This window comes from Streptomyces sp. NPDC097107, from assembly GCF_044762405.1.
Taxonomy (GTDB): Bacteria; Actinomycetota; Actinomycetes; order Streptomycetales; family Streptomycetaceae; genus Streptomyces; species Streptomyces thinghirensis.
In genome coordinates this window covers 1-15,489 of sequence record NZ_JBIWEF010000023.1, presented here as the reverse complement: position 1 = coordinate 15,489, position 15,489 = coordinate 1, and the positions used below count along the sequence as shown (strand labels likewise).

Here is a 15,489-nt window from a genome sequence, read left to right as displayed (position 1 = left end):
CCGGTGCCGGCGGCGGGCCGACCCGCCGCCGGCGCCGTCCTCTCCCCTGGAGTGCCACCATGACCACGGCCCTGTCCGACCTCGACCGCTGGGTCCTGTGCCCCGCTCCACGCAAAGCCCCCCTTCTCCGGCTCCTCTGCGTGCCGTACGCCGGCGGGGGCACCGCCGCCTTCCAGGGCTGGAGCGACCTGCTGCCGGATACCGTCGAACCCTGGTTCCTCCGGCTGCCCGGCCGCGAGGCCCGCTTCCGCGAGGATCCGCACACCGACATTTCCGTCCTCGTCAAGGAGGCGGCGGCCGTCCTCGGTCCGGCCCTGGACGGCCCGTACGCCTTCTTCGGGCACAGCCTCGGCGCGCTGATCGCCTTCGAACTCGCCCGCGAACTGCGCCGTTCCCACGGCAGGGGGCCCGTCCACCTGGCGGTCTCCGCCCGCTCGGCTCCCCACCTCCCGCTCCGGCACGCCGTGGTCCACCAACTGTCCGACGACCTGCTCCTGGAGGCACTGGACCGGCGCTTCAACGCCATCCCGCCGGCCATCCGCGACGATCCTCAGATGCGCGCCCTCTACCTGCCGGTGCTCCGCGCGGACGTCACCCTGCTGGAGACATACGTCCACCTCCCCGCACCGCCGCTGCCCTGCCCCGTCACGGCCTACGGCGGCCGGGACGACCCGGAGTTCGGCTCCGGCGAGCTGGACGGCTGGGAGCAGCACACCGCGTCGGCGTTCCGCCTGCGGACCTTCCCGGGCGGCCACTTCTTCCTGAACCCGAGCCGTGCCGAGCTCGTCGCGGACGTCACGGGGGACCTCTACGCCGCGATGATCCCCTGATCCGGGACCGGAGCCGGCCCGACGTGAGTACTCAGTCCTCCCTCGGCTGCGGCGCCGGAATGAGCGAGGCCGCCACCGCCTTGTTCACCGCGTCCAGCCGGGACACCGCGCCGAGTTTGCGAAAGACGTTGCGCAGGTGGCGCTTGACGGTCCCTTCGGCGATGTTCAGCCGCCGGGCGATCTGGGAGTTGCTGAGCGCCTCGGCGGTGAGGGCGAGCACTTCGCGCTCGCGTTCCGAGAGGAGGTCGCCCGGTGCCTGCCCGACCCGGTCGAGGCCCTGCTGAGAGACGGAGAGGATCACGTGGCCCGCTCCGCGATCCACGACGACGCTGTGGATGGCCGAGATCAGTTCGTGCCGTGTCGACCCTTTGACGAGATAGGCGCTGGCGCCCAGGGCAAGCAGTTCCCGGGCCAGCACCACGTCGTCGTGCATGGTCAGCACGGCGACGCGGGACCGGGGCGAGACCCGCCGCAGTTGCGGGAGCGTCTCCCGGATTCCCTGGCCGGGCATCTCGACGTCGAGGACGATGACGTCCGGGCGCAGTGCGGCCGCCTTTGCACAGGCGTCCTTGCCACTGTGGGCCTCTCCGACGACCTCGACGCCACCGGCGGCGGTGAGGATCTCCGTGACGCCTTCCCGGAACAGCGTGTGGTCGTCGGCTATCAGGATCCTGATCGGTCTACGCGGGCTCGCCACTGTTGTCCCCCTCCAGCGGTAAGAAGATCAAGATGCGTGCGCCGCAGCCGGGCTGCGACTCCACCGTCACACTGCCGCCGAGCAGTTCGGCCCGTTCCCGCATGGAGAGCACGCCGCTGTGACCGCGCGGGGCCGTGGCCACCGGGTCGAACCCGATGCCGTCGTCCTCGACGGCCGCACGCACCTCTCCGGGGGCCACGTGTACCTCGACCGTGATCAGCGTGGCGCGGGCGTGGCGCACGGCGTTGCGCTGTGCCTCACGGACGATCAGGAAAAGCTCCTCCGCCGCTCCGGGCGGCAGCCACGATTCGTCACCCGTCACGGAGACCCGCACTTCGGCGCCTTCCTCACCCATGCCGTCGAGGTCCTGGGTGAGGGCAGTGTGCAGCGAGGCGGTGTCGATCCGATGGCGCAGGCCCGTCATCACTTCGCGCAGGCTGCCGAGGGAGTCCCGCACCGTGGCTCGGGCGGCGTCGAGCTTCTGCCGGGCGAGTTCTGGCTGGTCGGGCTCGTACACTTCGTGCAGTTCGAACCAGTTGAGGGCGGTGCCCAGCTGGCCGGCCACTTCGTCGTGCAGTTCCCTGGCGATGCGTCGGCGTTCGTCGTTGTGCGCGCTGCGGATCCGCTCCAGCAGGTAGCCGATGTGCGCCACGGACCGGGCGGTGTGCCTGGCGACGATCTGCCGGTGCAGCAGGGAGAAGAGGACGGCCGTCTCGGCCGCGGCGGGCCGGCTCGTCTCGGACTCGTCCGTCAGCACGACGACCACCGCGTCGAACAGTGCCGTCGCGGCACGTCCGGACTCGACCGGATGGGTGCGGGGACCGCCGGGCCCCAGGGCGTCGCCCAGGTAGTCCGTACCGTGCGGCAGATACGTTCCGCGGTGCAGTTCGGAGATGACATGGGCCAGGACGCGCCGCGCCTCCGCGACGTAGGGCTCCGCGTTCCGCACTTCCCTGAGCAGGGAGGAGTCGGTGCTGTGCAGCGCCGCCTCGTACGCCGCCAGGATCTCGTCCATACGGCGCTCCAGCACGGCAGCGGCGATGCTGCGCATGCCCAGTCGAGCTTCCACGTCGAAACACCCCCGCTGAGCAGGCGAACGTCCCCTCCGCTTTGCACCTGCGTCCGGTATTCGAGACTACATCGCTCGCTTGACCGAGGCGCGTCAAGAATGCGTCAAGATCCCCTTCGGCCTTCGGGTGGTCGCAACCGGTGCCCCTAAAGACACATCGGGGGATACCTCGCTGGGCGCCAAGCCGCCGCGCACTGTTGATACCGGTTGACCAGTATTGATTAACTCGCAGCGTTCAAAGACCGTTCCACCGTTCTTCGAGATCGCGACAGGGCTCTGCCTGCGGGGAGGCAACAGATCCATGAACGTGTTGATCGTCGAGGACGACGACGGAATGGCCGAGGCGCTCCAGGAGGTCCTGGGCGCCCACGGCTTCCGCACCCGTCGTGTCGCCACCGGCGCCGAGACCCTGGACCACCTCGACCACGTCGGACTCGTCCTGCTCGACCTGGGGCTTCCGGACCTCGACGGCCACGAGGTCTGCCGCCGGATCCGCGAGGTGTCCTGCCTTCCGGTCATCGCGCTGAGCGGCAGGACCGAAGAGCTGGAGCGGGTCATGGCCCTCCACATGGGCGCGGACGACTTCGTTCCCAAACCCTTCGGCAGGCACGAGCTGGTGGCGCGGATCCGGTCACTCCTGCGCCGGGCGGGAGGCTGCGCTCTGCACGGGGCGGGGCGCACGGCCGCCGCGGGCGCGCCACCGCACCAGCCGGTGCTTCCCTCCCTGATTCCCGCGCAGACAACGGCTCCGGCCACGGTCGCCGCCCCTCCGGTGGCACCTGGGCCGGTGACCACGCCCCTCCTCGCACCCGTCGCCGCCACGCGATCGCGAACGGGTTCCGGGGGACCGGGCGACGAACCGCCCCGGCCCGCACAGGCACCGCTGCAGGCCGGCCCCGTCCAGCTGGATCCACGTACCCGCAAGGTGTTCGTGCATGCGGCGGAGATACGCGTCACACGCAAGGAGTTCGACCTCCTGACGATGCTGCTGGAGGAGCCCGGAACCGTGGTGGAACGCCAGCAGATCATGTCCCGGGTGTGGGACGAGAACTGGTTCGGATCCACCCGCACCCTCGACGTCCATGTGGGATCGCTGCGCACCAAGCTCGGCAACACACAGTGGATCGAGACCGTTCGGGGGGTCGGCTACCGACTGGCGGTACCGACGGCCGCCCACGTCTGAGACGGGACCCACGACGATGACGATCAGCCCGCCCGCCCCCGCGCCGATTCCGGCACCGCCCTTGCCCCGAGAGGGTTCTTCCACGGTGGCCGCGGTCGCCGCCCACCAGGTGCGCGGCCCTCTGTCGTCCGTTCGTCTGCGCCTGGAGCTGCTGCTGGACCGGCTCGCCGCGGCACCGGGTGCGGACGCCCGACGCGAAGTCCGCGGCGCACTGCGGGAGGTGGGCCGCCTCTCGCAGGTGCTGGAGCAGGTCCTGGCATGGGGCACCGTGGAGCAGGAGAGCGACGTTCCCATGGAGACGGTGGACGCCCTCGGCGTCGCCGCGGCGCGCGTCGACACCTGGGACGTCCTCGCGTCCGTCCGCGGTGTGCGGCTGAGACTGGACGGCATCGCGACCACCGGCAGCCAGGTCCGGGGCTCCCTGGAGCAGTGCCTCGACGTATTCCTGGACAACGCCCTGCATGTCACGCCGGACGGCGGCTGTGTCACCGTCACCGTCCACGAGTCGTCCGCCGAGGTACAGGTCGAAGTCTGTGATCAGGGTCCGGGCATGACGGAGGAGGAGACCTCCCATGCCTGCGAACCGTTCTGGCGGGGCAGTGCGGGACGCGGCAGGCAGGGCACCGGGCTGGGCCTGACCATCGCCGGGGCCCTCCTGCGAGCCTCGGGCGGCCGTCTGGAACTGGGCCGCGCGCCCACGGGCGGTCTGCGGGCTGTCGCCGTCCTGCCGCGAGCGGAGTGACGTCGATGGCCGTCCGTACCGCGCCGCGGCAGCGGGAACCGGTGATCACGTGCCGGCCTTCTGCGCGCCGCGATCGTCGTTCGCCCGCGCGGCCGTCACGTGCCCAGCGGGGTCCGAGGGGCGGACTCGGCGGCGGAATCGACGTCGCAGTGGCCGTTCGACGAGCACGTAACTCAGCCATCCGAGGAGCACCGTCCCCGCGGCCGTGACCGGGAGCAGGAGCAGGAAGCCCCTCATCCCAGGTTCGCCCCAGTCCCATCCGCTGAGGCGCAGCGCGGCCGCCATGACGAACATGTGCCACAGGAAGATTCCGTACGAGATCCGGCCCAGCCAGGTCATGACCCGGGTCGACAGCAACCGCCCCGGGCCGCTCCCGGGGGCGAGCGCCAAAGGGAGCGCGAGGCCCACGGAGACCACCAGGTAGCCGAAGTGCTCGACCAGGGCGGTGCGCGGGGACGGCGGCTCCATGTGCCCGCCGGCCAGGGGTGTGGAGATCACCACGTACGCCGCGAGCGCCGCGGCCCAGCACAGCCAGGGGCGGCGGACGACGAACCGCACGAGGGCCGGGGGCCCGTCGGCCTGCCGTTTCGCGTACACGGACACCGTGGCCAGAGCCATCCCCGCGGCGAAGAAGCCGATGTATCCGGGCAGCCACCACCACCGGGTCGGCTGGACCGCGGTGTCCGCGCTCGACCAGATGCCGATCCACCACGCCACGTTCACCGCTTCCAGCAGAGCGAAGCCGGCCAGCGCCGGGCCGAGGCCCCGGCCACCCCCGAGCAGCCCGCGGAACAACGCGGCCAGCAGCGGCAGCAGCAGGTAGAAGCTGATCTCCGTGGACAGGCTCCAGGTCTGGGAGAACGTGCTCCACGGCCACTCAGGCGTGTGCGGGAAATCGCCCGCCACGAACGTGTGCTGGAGGGCGAGCACACGCAGCAGGTGCGCCGGCTCCTCGGTCAGGCTCCGGTGGAAGAAGAGTGCCGAGAGCAGGATGAGCGCCCAGAACGCCGGGTAGATGCGCAGGAACCGGTGCCAGTAGTAAGCCTTCATGCCGGGGGCTTCGCGCCCCTCCAGCGCTGCGGCCGCGAAGGGCCGGAAGAGCAGGTAGCCCGAGATGACGAAGAAGATGTACACGGACACCCCGAAGCGGTTGACCAGGGTGGCGAGCAGTCCCTTGCCCTGCGGGTCGAAGGCCACCCCGGTCCATCCGGCGAGGTGGATGGTGACCACCATCACTGCGGCCAGGCCACGCAGACCGTCCATGGCAGGCAGGTAGGCCCTCGGCGTGGTGCTGCCCTGCGGTGCGTTCTTCGCTGAGCCGTACGTCAAGGATCGTCCCTCCTTGTGACTCCGCCGCGCCCGGCAGGGGCGCGGCGGAGGGTCGTATGGTCGTCGAGCGATGTGGACGCGCGGCTCAGACGTTCAGGTCGCGGCTCCTGAACCGGGCGAGGCCGACACCGAAGAGCACCGCGGGAGCCACCAGGAGAACCAGCATCCCCGGGTCGAAGCCCTCGCGGAGCGGGCTGCCGCCCAGGTAGTAGTGGAAAGCGGACAGGTACTTCAGCGGCTCGATCGCCTCCGACTGGCCGGCCAGGGCGTTCACGACGAAGGCGAAGGCGCCGTAGCCCGCCGTCACACCGAGTGTGAGGGTACGGCGGCCCGTGATCGCGCCGGTGGCGAACGCCACGGCCGCGAACGTGATCACCAGGAAGGCCAGTCCGACGACCGTGACGAGCAGGTTGCCGAACTCGACCTGCATGTCCAGCGCGGAGTTGAGCACCGCGAGTTCGAGCAGGACGAGCAGCGAGAAACCGGCGACCGCGACGCAGGTCGCGGCGAACCGCTGCACCAGCAGCCGCCCGCGCTCGATCGGCTGGGCGAGGTAGAGGTCGAGCAGCCCCGTCTCCTCTTCCCCGGCGACCGACTTCGAGCCGGTGATCGTGACGTACACCATGAGCAGCAGCGGCACGATCATGCCGAGGATGGTGGCTCGCAGGAAGCCGGGCCCGGTCGCCAGGTCGTCGAAGGACAAGGCCTTCTGGAAGCCGCTGGGGTCCTCGGTGACCTTGTCGGGGTCGAAGCTCGAGGTGTACATCAGGGTGACCAGAGCCAGTCCGGCCGCCCAGAAGGTCAGGCCGCGGCGCTGGTCGCGCAGTGCCTTTCCGAAGACGGCGAGTGGTTCAGCGGACACCGTGCATCTCCTCCTTGGGGTCCTGCGCGTAGGCGTGCAGGAAGATTTCTTCGAGATCGGGCTCCTCGCACACCAGGCTGACCACGGTGTGCTGAGCAGCCGTCTTGACGAGCGCGTCGGCCGCGCCGTCGAGTGTGCAACTGAGCGTGTTGGCCCGAACGTCGACGTCGCGCACACCGGGCAGGACGGAGAAGCGACGCGGGTCCACGGGGTCGGCGAAGCGAATCTCCACCCGGCGCTGGGCCTGTTCGAGCAGGCTGTCGACGTCCGAGACGGAGATGAGCCGTCCGCCGCGGATGATGGCCACGCGGTCCCCGACGTGCTGGACCTCGGACAGGATGTGCGAGGACATCAGGACGGTCTGCCCGTTCTGCTTCGCCTCGCGGACCATGGCCAGGAACTCCTGCTGCACCAGTGGATCCAGACCGGTCGTCGGCTCGTCGAGGATCAGCAGCTCGGGGTTGTGCATGAAGGCCTGGATGATGCCGACCTTCTGCTTGTTGCCCTTGGAGAGGTTGTGCACCGGGCGCTTGAGGTCCACGTTCAGTCGCTCGGCGAGCGACAGAATCGTGGCCTTGTTCACTCCGCCGCGGACCCTGGCCAGGAATCCCAGGAGTTCCAGGCCGCTGCCGCGTCCCGCGAGCGGGAGTTCGCCCGGCAGGTATCCGACGCGCCGGCGCAGCTCGCCGCCGCCCTCTCGAGGGTTCTTGCCGAAGAGTTCGATCCGGCCCGAGGAGGGTCGGATGAGATCGAGCAGCAGCCGGATGGTCGTGGTCTTGCCCGCACCGTTGGGGCCGAGATAACCGAACACTTCCCCCTGGTTGATGCTCAGTGACAGACCGTCCAGGGCTTTGTGCTTCCCGTAGGACTTACTGAGTCCCTCGGCCAGCGCCACAGGGGTCATGCTGCATCCGCTCCTTCTTCTCTTGCTCCCAGCGACTCCAGACGAGGGGCATCTCGCGTTCCAGCCACTCGTAGAAGTCGTACATCTCCTGTAGGCGCCGACTGCGTACCGGCGGTTGGTCCGCCAGCAGTTTCAGCCCGCGCGCGGTGACCCGCTTGAACTCGCCGTATCGCGAGGCCTGGGTCATGGCGTGCTCGATCCAGGCGTGAGGGTTGATGCGATACCGGTCGCCCCGCTCGCCCGGTCTGCGGAAGCGCTCGACCAACTCGCTGGGCACCAGATGCCGCAGCGCCGTACTGATCGAGCCGACGCTGACGGAGAGTGCCGCGGCGATCTGTCCGAGCGTCTGCTCGGCCGGATCGCAGATCAGCAGCCAGCCGATGGCCCGGCCGGACATGCGGATCAGCCCCTGCTGCTCCAGTTGCAGAGCGACCGCCTCGACGAACTCCAGCTCCTCCGAAGTGACCGCGGTTACCGACATCGACCTTCACCTCCTTTGGCGTGTTCAGAATACACTGAACACACAGCACGTACTAGCCGTCCTGCTTATTCTGTGTGTACGAAACCTTCCACAGGAACGTGTGCGCTGTCGAAGTTAGGTCCTCGATTCCCCGCCCGGACCGCTCTGACCAGCGGTTACGCCGAAGGTGGTGGGGGCGCCGTACTCCTTTCGGGCCACCGGGCCCGCCGTCCGTTGCCCCGCTTCCGTGAGCCTCTCGACCATCGGTGCGATGGGAACCAACCTCCGCCCCGAATGGGAGAACCGCATGTCTTCTCGGCTCTTCACCTCGGAGTCCGTGACCGAGGGCCATCCGGACAAGATCGCCGACCGGATCAGCGACACCGTCCTCGACGCACTCCTGGCACAGGACCCCACGGCGCGCGTCGCGGTGGAAACCCTGATCACCACGGGCCAGGTGCACGTGGCCGGGGAGGTCACGACGAGCGCGTACGCCGACATCCCGACCCTGGTGCGGGACGCGGTGCTCGACATCGGCTACGACTCCTCCGCCAAGGGTTTCGACGGCGCCTCCTGCGGCGTCTCGATCTCGATCGGCGCCCAGTCGCCCGACATCGCGCAGGGCGTCGACACGGCGTACGAGGCACGCGCCGTGGGATCCGGCCCGCAGGCTCGCGAAGACGAGCTGAGCCGGCAGGGCGCGGGCGACCAGGGCCTGATGTTCGGCTACGCCACCGACGAGACGCCCGAGTTGATGCCCCTGCCCATCAGCCTCGCCCACCGGCTGTCCCGCCGTCTGACCGAGGTACGCAAAAGCGGCGACGTGCCCTATCTGCGTCCCGACGGCAAGACGCAGGTCACCATCGAGTACCAGGGCAGCAGACCCGTCCGCCTCGACACGGTCGTCGTCTCCTCGCAGCACGCGAGCGACATCGACCTCGAATCCCTGCTGACACCGGACATCCACGAGCACGTCGTCGAGTACACACTCAAGGAACTCGCCGAGAACGGCGTCAACCTGGAGACGGACGGGTACCGGCTCCTGGTCAATCCGACCGGCCGCTTCGAGATCGGCGGACCCATGGGAGACGCGGGTCTGACCGGCCGGAAGATCATCATCGACACCTACGGCGGCATGGCCCGGCACGGCGGCGGCGCCTTCTCCGGCAAGGACCCCTCCAAGGTGGACCGCTCCGCGGCATACGCCATGCGCTGGGTCGCCAAGAACGTCGTCGCCGCCGGCCTCGCCCGTCGCTGCGAGGTACAGGTCGCCTACGCCATCGGCAAGGCCGAGCCCGTCGGTCTGTTCGTCGAGACCTTCGGCACCGCCACCGTCGCCCAGCACCTGATCGAGCGCGCCATCACGGAGGTCTTCGACCTGCGTCCCGCCGCGATCGTCCGCGACCTCGACCTGCTCCGCCCGATCTACGCCCAGACCGCCGCATACGGCCACTTCGGCCGAGAACTCCCCGGCTTCACCTGGGAGACGACGGACCGCGTGGAGGCGCTGCGCGCCGCGGCCGGGCTGTAGGACGTACCTCCCCTCACGTCCACCCCACCGCCGAAAGGACAGCCCATGAGTATCGTCGAGGAGAGGAACTCGGCGCATCCCCTGCACTCCTTCACCGCCGTACCGGCCCCCTCCGCCGTACCGGGACAGCGCTCCGCGCCCGTCCCCCAGACGACCCGCGCGCCCACGCTGCGGGAGCGCACCGCGGAACTGGCCGGGCTCCGGGAGCGGATCCGTCACGGACCGAGCCCCGAGGCGACAGCGGCGCAGCACGCCAAGGGCAAGCTCACGGCGCACGAACGTCTTCAACTCCTTTTCGACAAGGAGACGTTCACAGAGATCGAGCCATGGCGTCGGCATCGGGCGAGCGGCTTCGGTCTGGAGGCGAGGCGTCCGCACACCGACGGCGTGATCACCGGCTGGGGTCTGGTGGACGGGCGCAGGGTCTTCGCGTACGCCCATGACTTCCGTGTGTTCGGCGGCGCGCTGGGCGAGGCACACGCTCAGAAGATCCACAAGATCATGGACCTGGCCGAGGCCGCGGGCGCACCGCTGGTGGGGCTGTGCGACGGGGCTGGCGCGCGGATCCAGGAAGGCGTCACCGCCCTCGCCGGGTACGGCGGCATCTTCCAGCGCAATGTCCGCAACTCCGGGGTGATTCCCCAGATCAGCGTCATCCTGGGGCCGTGCGCGGGGGGCGCCGCCTACTCGCCCGCCCTGACCGACTTCGTCTTCATGGTCCGGGGCACCTCCCAGATGTTCATCACCGGACCGGACGTGGTGCAGGCCGTGACCGGCGAGCAGATCACCCACGACGGGCTGGGCGGTGCCGAGGTGCACGCCGCCACCTCCGGTGTGGCCTCGTTCGTCCACGACGACGAGGTGAGCTGTCTCGCCGAGGTGCGCTACCTGCTGTCCCTCCTGCCGTCGAACAACCGGGAGCTCGCACCGCCGGCACGGACGGACGACCCCGCGGACCGTCGGTGCGAGGCACTGCTCGACCTCGTACCGGCCGACCCGAACCAGTCGTACGACATACGCCGCGTGGTCGAGGAGATCGCCGACGACGGCGAGTACGTCGAGGTCCACGAGCGCTGGGCCACGAACGTGGTCTGCGCCCTGGCACGGCTCGGCGGTGCCGTGGTCGGTGTCGTCGCCAACCAGCCGTCGAGCCTGGCCGGGGTGCTCGACATCCACTCGTCCGAGAAGGCCGCACGGTTCGTCCAGATGTGCGACGCCTTCAACATTCCGCTGGTGACCCTCGTGGACGTACCGGGGTTCCTGCCGGGCGTCGACCAGGAACACGACGGTGTCATCCGACACGGGGCCAAGCTGCTGTACGCATACTGCAACGCCACAGTGCCCCGGGTCTCCGTCGTGCTCCGCAAGGCGTACGGTGGCGCCTACATCGTGATGGACTCCCGCTCCATCGGCGCCGACCTCGCCCTGGCCTGGCCGGCCAACGAGATCGCCGTCATGGGCGCCGAAGGCGCGGCGGGCGTGGTGTTCCGCCGTGAGATCGCCGCGTCCGACGACCCGGCCCGGACCCGCGCCGAACGGATCGCCGAGTACCGGCGGGAGCTGATGCACCCGTACTACGCGGCGGAGCGCGGCCTGGTCGACGATGTCATCGACCCCGCGGACACCCGCGCCCGGCTTGTCGACGCGCTCAAGGCCCTCAGGGCCAAGCACGCTCCGCTACCGAGCCGCAAGCACGGAAACCAGCCGCAATGAGCGCCGCCGTCCGAGTCCTGCGCGGCAACCCCGGGCCGGAGGAGCTCGCCGCCCTCACCGCGGTCCTCCTCTCCCTGGCGGCCCGGGACGAAGGTGCGCTGCGCACCGCGCTCCAGCGGCCGGGAGCCGGATGGGCGCTGCGCCAGGGGCCGCACCGCGCCGCAGGCGCCTGGCTCTCTGTGCCACGTCCGACGTGGCAGCCCCCGAACTGATCCGCCCCACGCCGGCCCGACCTCGGGCATCCGACCTCTCAGGGAGAAACGCCGTGCGTATCGCCGTGACCGGCTCGATCGCGACCGACCATCTCATGGTCTTCCCGGGCCGCTTCACCGACCAGCTGATCTCAGGACAGCTCGACCGTGTGTCCCTGTCCTTCCTCGCCGACCGGCTCGACATCCGGCGCGGCGGAGTGGGGGCCAACATCGCTTTCGGCCTCGGCAGGCTCGGGCTGCGCCCCGTACTGGTCGGCGCGGCGGGTGCCGATTTCGCCGAGTACGGCGACAGTCTGCGGGCGGCCGGCGTGGACACATCGGCCGTGCGGATCAGCGAGACGCTGCACACGGCGCGCTTCGTGTGCACGACCGACGCCGACCAGAACCAGATCGCCACCTTCTACGCGGGCGCCATGACCGAGGCCCGCCGCATCGACCTCGGCGCGGTCGGCCGCTCGGTCGGCGGCCTGGACCTCGTCCTGGTCGGCGCCGACGATCCCCGGGCCATGCTCAGACACACGAGCACGGCACACGACCTCGGCCTCGACGTGGCCGCCGATCCCTCGCAGCAGCTCGCCCGCCTCGACACCGAGCAGACCAGACGCCTGGTCGACGGGGCCCGCTGGCTGTTCACCAACGAGTACGAGGCCGCGCTGCTTCGGGAGCGCACCGGCTGGAGCGAGGCCGAGGTACTGCGGCGGGTGGGCACCTGGATCGTCACCCGAGGAGCGGACGGGGTCTCTCTGCTCTCCGGCCACGCCGCCCCGGTGGACGTCCCGGCGGTGCCGTCGGAGGCGGTCGCCGATCCGACCGGGGTGGGCGACGCCTTCCGGGCCGGCTTCCTCGCGGGCATCGCGGGTGAACTGCCGTACCGGCGAGCGGCCCAGCTCGGCTGCGTGTTCGCCACCGCGGTACTGGAAACGGTGGGCACCCAGGAGTACAAAATAGTGCCGGCCGACCTCCTCTCCCGCGTCGACCGCGTCTACGGCCGGGCGGCGGCCGGCGATCTCGAGCCCCTGTTGGTGAGCGCATCATGAGCGGCGGGCAGAGGCAGCGGATCGACGCCCTCCGCGAGGCACTCGCCACCCGTGTGGTGGTGGCCGACGGTGCGATGGGCACCATGCTGCAGGCGCAGAACCCCTCGCTGGACGACTTCCAGCAGCTGGAGGGCTGCAACGAGGTGTTGAACCTGACGCGGCCCGACATCGTGCGTTCGGTGCACGAGGAGTACTTCGCGGCCGGCGTGGACTGCGTCGAGACGAACACCTTCGGTGCGAACCACTCGGCGCTCGGTGAGTACGACATTCCCGAGCGTGTGCACGAGCTGTCGGAGGCCGGTGCGCGGGTGGCCCGTGAGGTGGCCGACGCGTTCTTCGCGCGGGACGGCCGGCAGCGGTGGGTGCTGGGCTCCATGGGTCCGGGCACGAAGCTGCCCACCCTGGGTCATGCCCCGTACGGTGTCCTGCGCGACGCGTATCAGCGCAACGCGGAGGGTCTGGTCGCCGGCGGCGCGGACGCGCTGCTGGTGGAGACGGCGCAGGACCTGCTGCAGACCAAGGCGTCGGTGCTGGGTGCCCGGCGCGCGCTGGACGCCCTGGGGCTGGACGTGCCGGTGATCTGCTCGGTGACGGTGGAGACGACCGGGACGATGCTGCTGGGCTCGGAGATCGGCGCGGCGCTGACGGCGCTGGAGCCGCTGGGTATCGACATGATCGGCCTGAACTGCGCGACGGGTCCGGCGGACCAAGGAACTGGTCGAGACGGAGGGCCGGCCGCGACTGCGCGGGCTGCTGGACCGGCTCCAGACGGAGAACCTGCTGGAAGCGGCCGTCGTCTACGGCTACTTCCCCTGCGTCTCCAAGGACGACGACCTGATCGTCCTCGACGAGGCCGGCAACGAGCGCACCCGGTTCACGTTCCCGCGCCAGCGGCGCGGCCGGCGCCTGTGCCTGGCCGACTTTTTCCGCCCCGAGGAGTCCGGCGAGACCGACGTGGTCGGCTTCCAGATCGTCACCGTCGGCTCCCGGATCGGCGAGGAGACGGCCCGGATGTTCCAGGCCAACGCCTACCGCGACTACCTCGAACTGCACGGCCTGTCCGTCCAGCTCGCCGAGGCCCTCGCCGAGTATTGGCACGCCCGCGTCCGCTCCGAGCTCGGTTTCGCCGGGGAGGACCCCGAGTCGCTCAACGGCATGCTCCGCACCGAGTACCAAGGCTGCCGCTACTCGCTCGGCTACCCGGCCTGTCCGGACAGGGAGGACCGCGCCAAGATCGCCGACCTGCTACGCCGGAACGCATCGGCGTCCAGCTCTCCGAGGAGTTCCAGCTCCACCCCGAGCAGTCGACGGACGCCGCCATCACGCACCATCCCGAGGCCGGCTACTTCAACGCGGGAGGGCGGGCATGACAACCTTCTCGTTCGAGTTCTTCCCCCCGAAGACCGAGCAGGGCGCGCGCGTGCTCTGGGAGGTGATCCGACGGGTGGAGGCGCTGCGCCCCGACTTCGTCTCCGTCACGTACGGAGCCGGTGGTTCATCCCGGGACCGCACGGTCGCCGTCACCCGGCGCATCGCGGCGGAGACCACCCTCAGACCGGTCGCCCACCTCACCGCCGTCGGCCACTCGGTCGCCGAACTGCGCCACATTATCGGTCAGTACGCGGACGCCGGCATCCGTGACGTGCTCGCACTGCGCGGGGATCCGCCCGGCGCCCCGGGCGGCCCGTGGACTGCGCATCCCAAGGGGTTCACGTACGCCGGCGAGCTGGTGGAACTGGTCCGCTCGCTGGGTGACTTCACCATCGGTGTGGCGGCCTTTCCGGAGCGGCATCCGCGCTCGTCCGACTGGGAGTCCGACATCCGGCACTTCATAGACAAGTGCAGGGCCGGCGCCGATTACGCCATCACCCAGATGTTCTTTCATGTGGAGGACTACCTACGGCTGCGCGACCGCGTCGCGGCCGCGGGGTGCGGCATCCCGATCATCCCGGAGATCATGCCCGCAACGGATGCCCGCCAGATACACCGTTTCGCAGAACTCTCCGGTGTCGCCTTCCCCGAGGACCTGGCGCATCGTCTGGAGCAGGCGCGTGGCAATCCCGCCGCCGGACACCGTATCGGTGTCGACCACGCCACCGCCATGGCCGAGCGGCTGCTCTCGGAGGGAGCCCCGGGGCTGCACTACATCACACTCAACCGGTCCACCGCCGCACTCGACATCCATCGCAACCTTCAGACGTCAAGGAGCCTCAGTGTCCGCTGATATCACGGACTTCAAAATCGCCGATCTCTCGCTCGCGGAGTTCGGCCGCAAGGAGATCACCCTCGCCGAGCACGAGATGCCGGGTCTGATGGCGATCCGCAGGGCGTACGCCGAGGCCCAGCCGCTCGCCGGCGCCCGCATCACCGGTTCCCTGCACATGACCGTGCAGACCGCCGTACTCATCGAGACGCTGACTGCCCTGGGCGCCGAGGTCCGCTGGGTCTCCTGCAACATCTACTCCACCCAGGACCACGCGGCCGCCGCCATCGCCGCCGCGGGCATACCGGTCTTCGCCTGGAAGGGCGAGACCCTGGAGGAGTACTGGTGGTGCACCGAGCAGGCCCTGACCTGGCCCGGGGCCGACGGCCCCAACATGATCCTGGACGACGGCGGTGACGCCACCCTCCTCGTCCACAAGGGCGTCGAGTACCGCAAGACGGGTGAACTCCCGGCCGCCGACAACGAGGAACTCGCCGTCGTACGCGCCCTGCTGGAGCGCAGCCCCCTCGACTGGACCTCGATGGCGTCCGAGATCCGCGGCGTGACCGAGGAGACGACGACCGGTGTCCACCGCCTGTACGAGATGCACCGCGACGGCACGCTCCTGTTCCCGGCGATCAACGTCAACGACGCGGTCACCAAGTCGAAGTTCGACAACAAGTACGGCTGCCGCCACTCCCTGATCGACGGCATCAA

General features: G+C 69.9%; 15 protein-coding genes and 2 pseudogenes. 11 read left to right on the top strand and 6 right to left on the bottom strand.

Annotated elements, in window-relative coordinates; all coding sequences use genetic code 11:
- Window positions 1–59 precede the first annotated feature (59 nt).
- On the top strand, window positions 60–830 hold the full coding sequence (locus ACIQ1J_RS34005) for a thioesterase II family protein (protein ID WP_403563036.1): 771 nt from the start codon (window positions 60–62) through the stop codon (window positions 828–830).
- A gap of 31 nt (window positions 831–861) precedes the next feature.
- Here ACIQ1J_RS34005 and ACIQ1J_RS34000 read toward each other — a convergent pair whose 3' ends face one another.
- Window positions 862–1,527 carry a response regulator gene (locus ACIQ1J_RS34000; RefSeq protein WP_403563034.1) on the bottom strand — a complete coding sequence of 222 codons (666 nt, stop codon included), beginning with the start codon at window positions 1,525–1,527 and terminating at the stop codon, window positions 862–864.
- The gene (locus ACIQ1J_RS33995; protein WP_403563032.1) at window positions 1,511–2,596 is read right to left on the bottom strand and encodes a sensor histidine kinase; all 1,086 of its coding nucleotides are present in this window, start codon (window positions 2,594–2,596) and stop codon (window positions 1,511–1,513) included. The genes ACIQ1J_RS34000 and ACIQ1J_RS33995 overlap by 17 nt, the downstream gene beginning before the upstream one ends.
- Window positions 2,597–2,897: 301 nt before the next feature.
- On the opposite strand from ACIQ1J_RS33995, the gene ACIQ1J_RS33990 reads away from it, so the two are divergent.
- Complete coding sequence (locus ACIQ1J_RS33990; protein ID WP_403563030.1) at window positions 2,898–3,779, top strand: winged helix-turn-helix domain-containing protein; 882 nt, start codon at window positions 2,898–2,900, stop codon at window positions 3,777–3,779.
- Between the two features lie 85 nt (window positions 3,780–3,864).
- Window positions 3,865–4,521 carry a sensor histidine kinase gene (locus ACIQ1J_RS33985; RefSeq protein ID WP_403563028.1) on the top strand — a complete coding sequence of 219 codons (657 nt, stop codon included), beginning with the start codon at window positions 3,865–3,867 and terminating at the stop codon, window positions 4,519–4,521.
- A gap of 45 nt (window positions 4,522–4,566) precedes the next feature.
- On the opposite strand, the gene ACIQ1J_RS33980 is transcribed toward ACIQ1J_RS33985, so the two are convergent.
- From ACIQ1J_RS33980 to ACIQ1J_RS33965, 4 genes are all read right to left on the bottom strand, one after another.
- Window positions 4,567–5,850, bottom strand: coding sequence for an acyltransferase family protein (locus tag ACIQ1J_RS33980; protein WP_403563026.1), 1,284 nt, complete (start codon window positions 5,848–5,850; stop codon window positions 4,567–4,569).
- An 85-nt stretch (window positions 5,851–5,935) separates the two neighbouring features.
- The gene (locus tag ACIQ1J_RS33975) at window positions 5,936–6,712 is read right to left on the bottom strand and encodes an ABC transporter permease subunit (RefSeq protein WP_403563024.1); all 777 of its coding nucleotides are present in this window, start codon (window positions 6,710–6,712) and stop codon (window positions 5,936–5,938) included.
- Window positions 6,702–7,616 carry an ATP-binding cassette domain-containing protein gene (locus ACIQ1J_RS33970; RefSeq protein WP_403563022.1) on the bottom strand — a complete coding sequence of 305 codons (915 nt, stop codon included), beginning with the start codon at window positions 7,614–7,616 and terminating at the stop codon, window positions 6,702–6,704. The genes ACIQ1J_RS33975 and ACIQ1J_RS33970 overlap by 11 nt, the downstream gene beginning before the upstream one ends.
- Window positions 7,582–8,097 (bottom strand): hypothetical protein, encoded by a 516-nt coding sequence (locus tag ACIQ1J_RS33965; RefSeq protein ID WP_310869296.1) that lies wholly within the window; start codon window positions 8,095–8,097, stop codon window positions 7,582–7,584. The genes ACIQ1J_RS33970 and ACIQ1J_RS33965 overlap by 35 nt, the downstream gene beginning before the upstream one ends.
- A gap of 286 nt (window positions 8,098–8,383) precedes the next feature.
- Here ACIQ1J_RS33965 and metK point away from each other — a divergent pair, with 286 nt between their 5' ends.
- From metK to ACIQ1J_RS33925, 8 genes and pseudogenes are all read left to right on the top strand, one after another.
- Entirely contained in the window at window positions 8,384–9,607 is a 1,224-nt protein-coding gene (gene metK / locus ACIQ1J_RS33960) for a methionine adenosyltransferase (RefSeq protein WP_403563074.1), read from the top strand.
- A gap of 45 nt (window positions 9,608–9,652) precedes the next feature.
- A complete protein-coding gene (locus ACIQ1J_RS33955; protein ID WP_403563019.1) occupies window positions 9,653–11,320 on the top strand; it encodes an acyl-CoA carboxylase subunit beta in 1,668 nt (555 codons plus the stop codon).
- Window positions 11,317–11,532, top strand: coding sequence for an acyl-CoA carboxylase subunit epsilon (locus ACIQ1J_RS33950; RefSeq protein ID WP_310869298.1), 216 nt, complete (start codon window positions 11,317–11,319; stop codon window positions 11,530–11,532). Before ACIQ1J_RS33955 ends, ACIQ1J_RS33950 begins: the two co-directional genes overlap by 4 nt.
- A gap of 53 nt (window positions 11,533–11,585) precedes the next feature.
- Window positions 11,586–12,569, top strand: a complete 984-nt coding sequence (locus ACIQ1J_RS33945) for a carbohydrate kinase family protein (protein WP_403563017.1) — start codon at window positions 11,586–11,588, stop codon at window positions 12,567–12,569.
- Window positions 12,566–13,276: pseudogene (locus tag ACIQ1J_RS33940) on the top strand (homocysteine S-methyltransferase family protein); the annotation flags it as partial. The gene ACIQ1J_RS33945 and the pseudogene ACIQ1J_RS33940, both read left to right, overlap by 4 nt.
- A gap of 7 nt (window positions 13,277–13,283) precedes the next feature.
- Window positions 13,284–13,769: pseudogene (locus tag ACIQ1J_RS33935) on the top strand (vitamin B12 dependent-methionine synthase activation domain-containing protein); the annotation flags it as partial.
- Window positions 13,770–13,935: 166 nt separating this feature from the next.
- A complete protein-coding gene (gene metF, locus ACIQ1J_RS33930; protein WP_403563015.1) occupies window positions 13,936–14,793 on the top strand; it encodes a methylenetetrahydrofolate reductase [NAD(P)H] in 858 nt (285 codons plus the stop codon).
- Window positions 14,783–15,489, top strand: a 707-nt coding sequence (locus tag ACIQ1J_RS33925) for an adenosylhomocysteinase (RefSeq protein ID WP_403563013.1), incomplete at its 3' end; no start/stop codon positions are given. The genes metF and ACIQ1J_RS33925, both read left to right, overlap by 11 nt.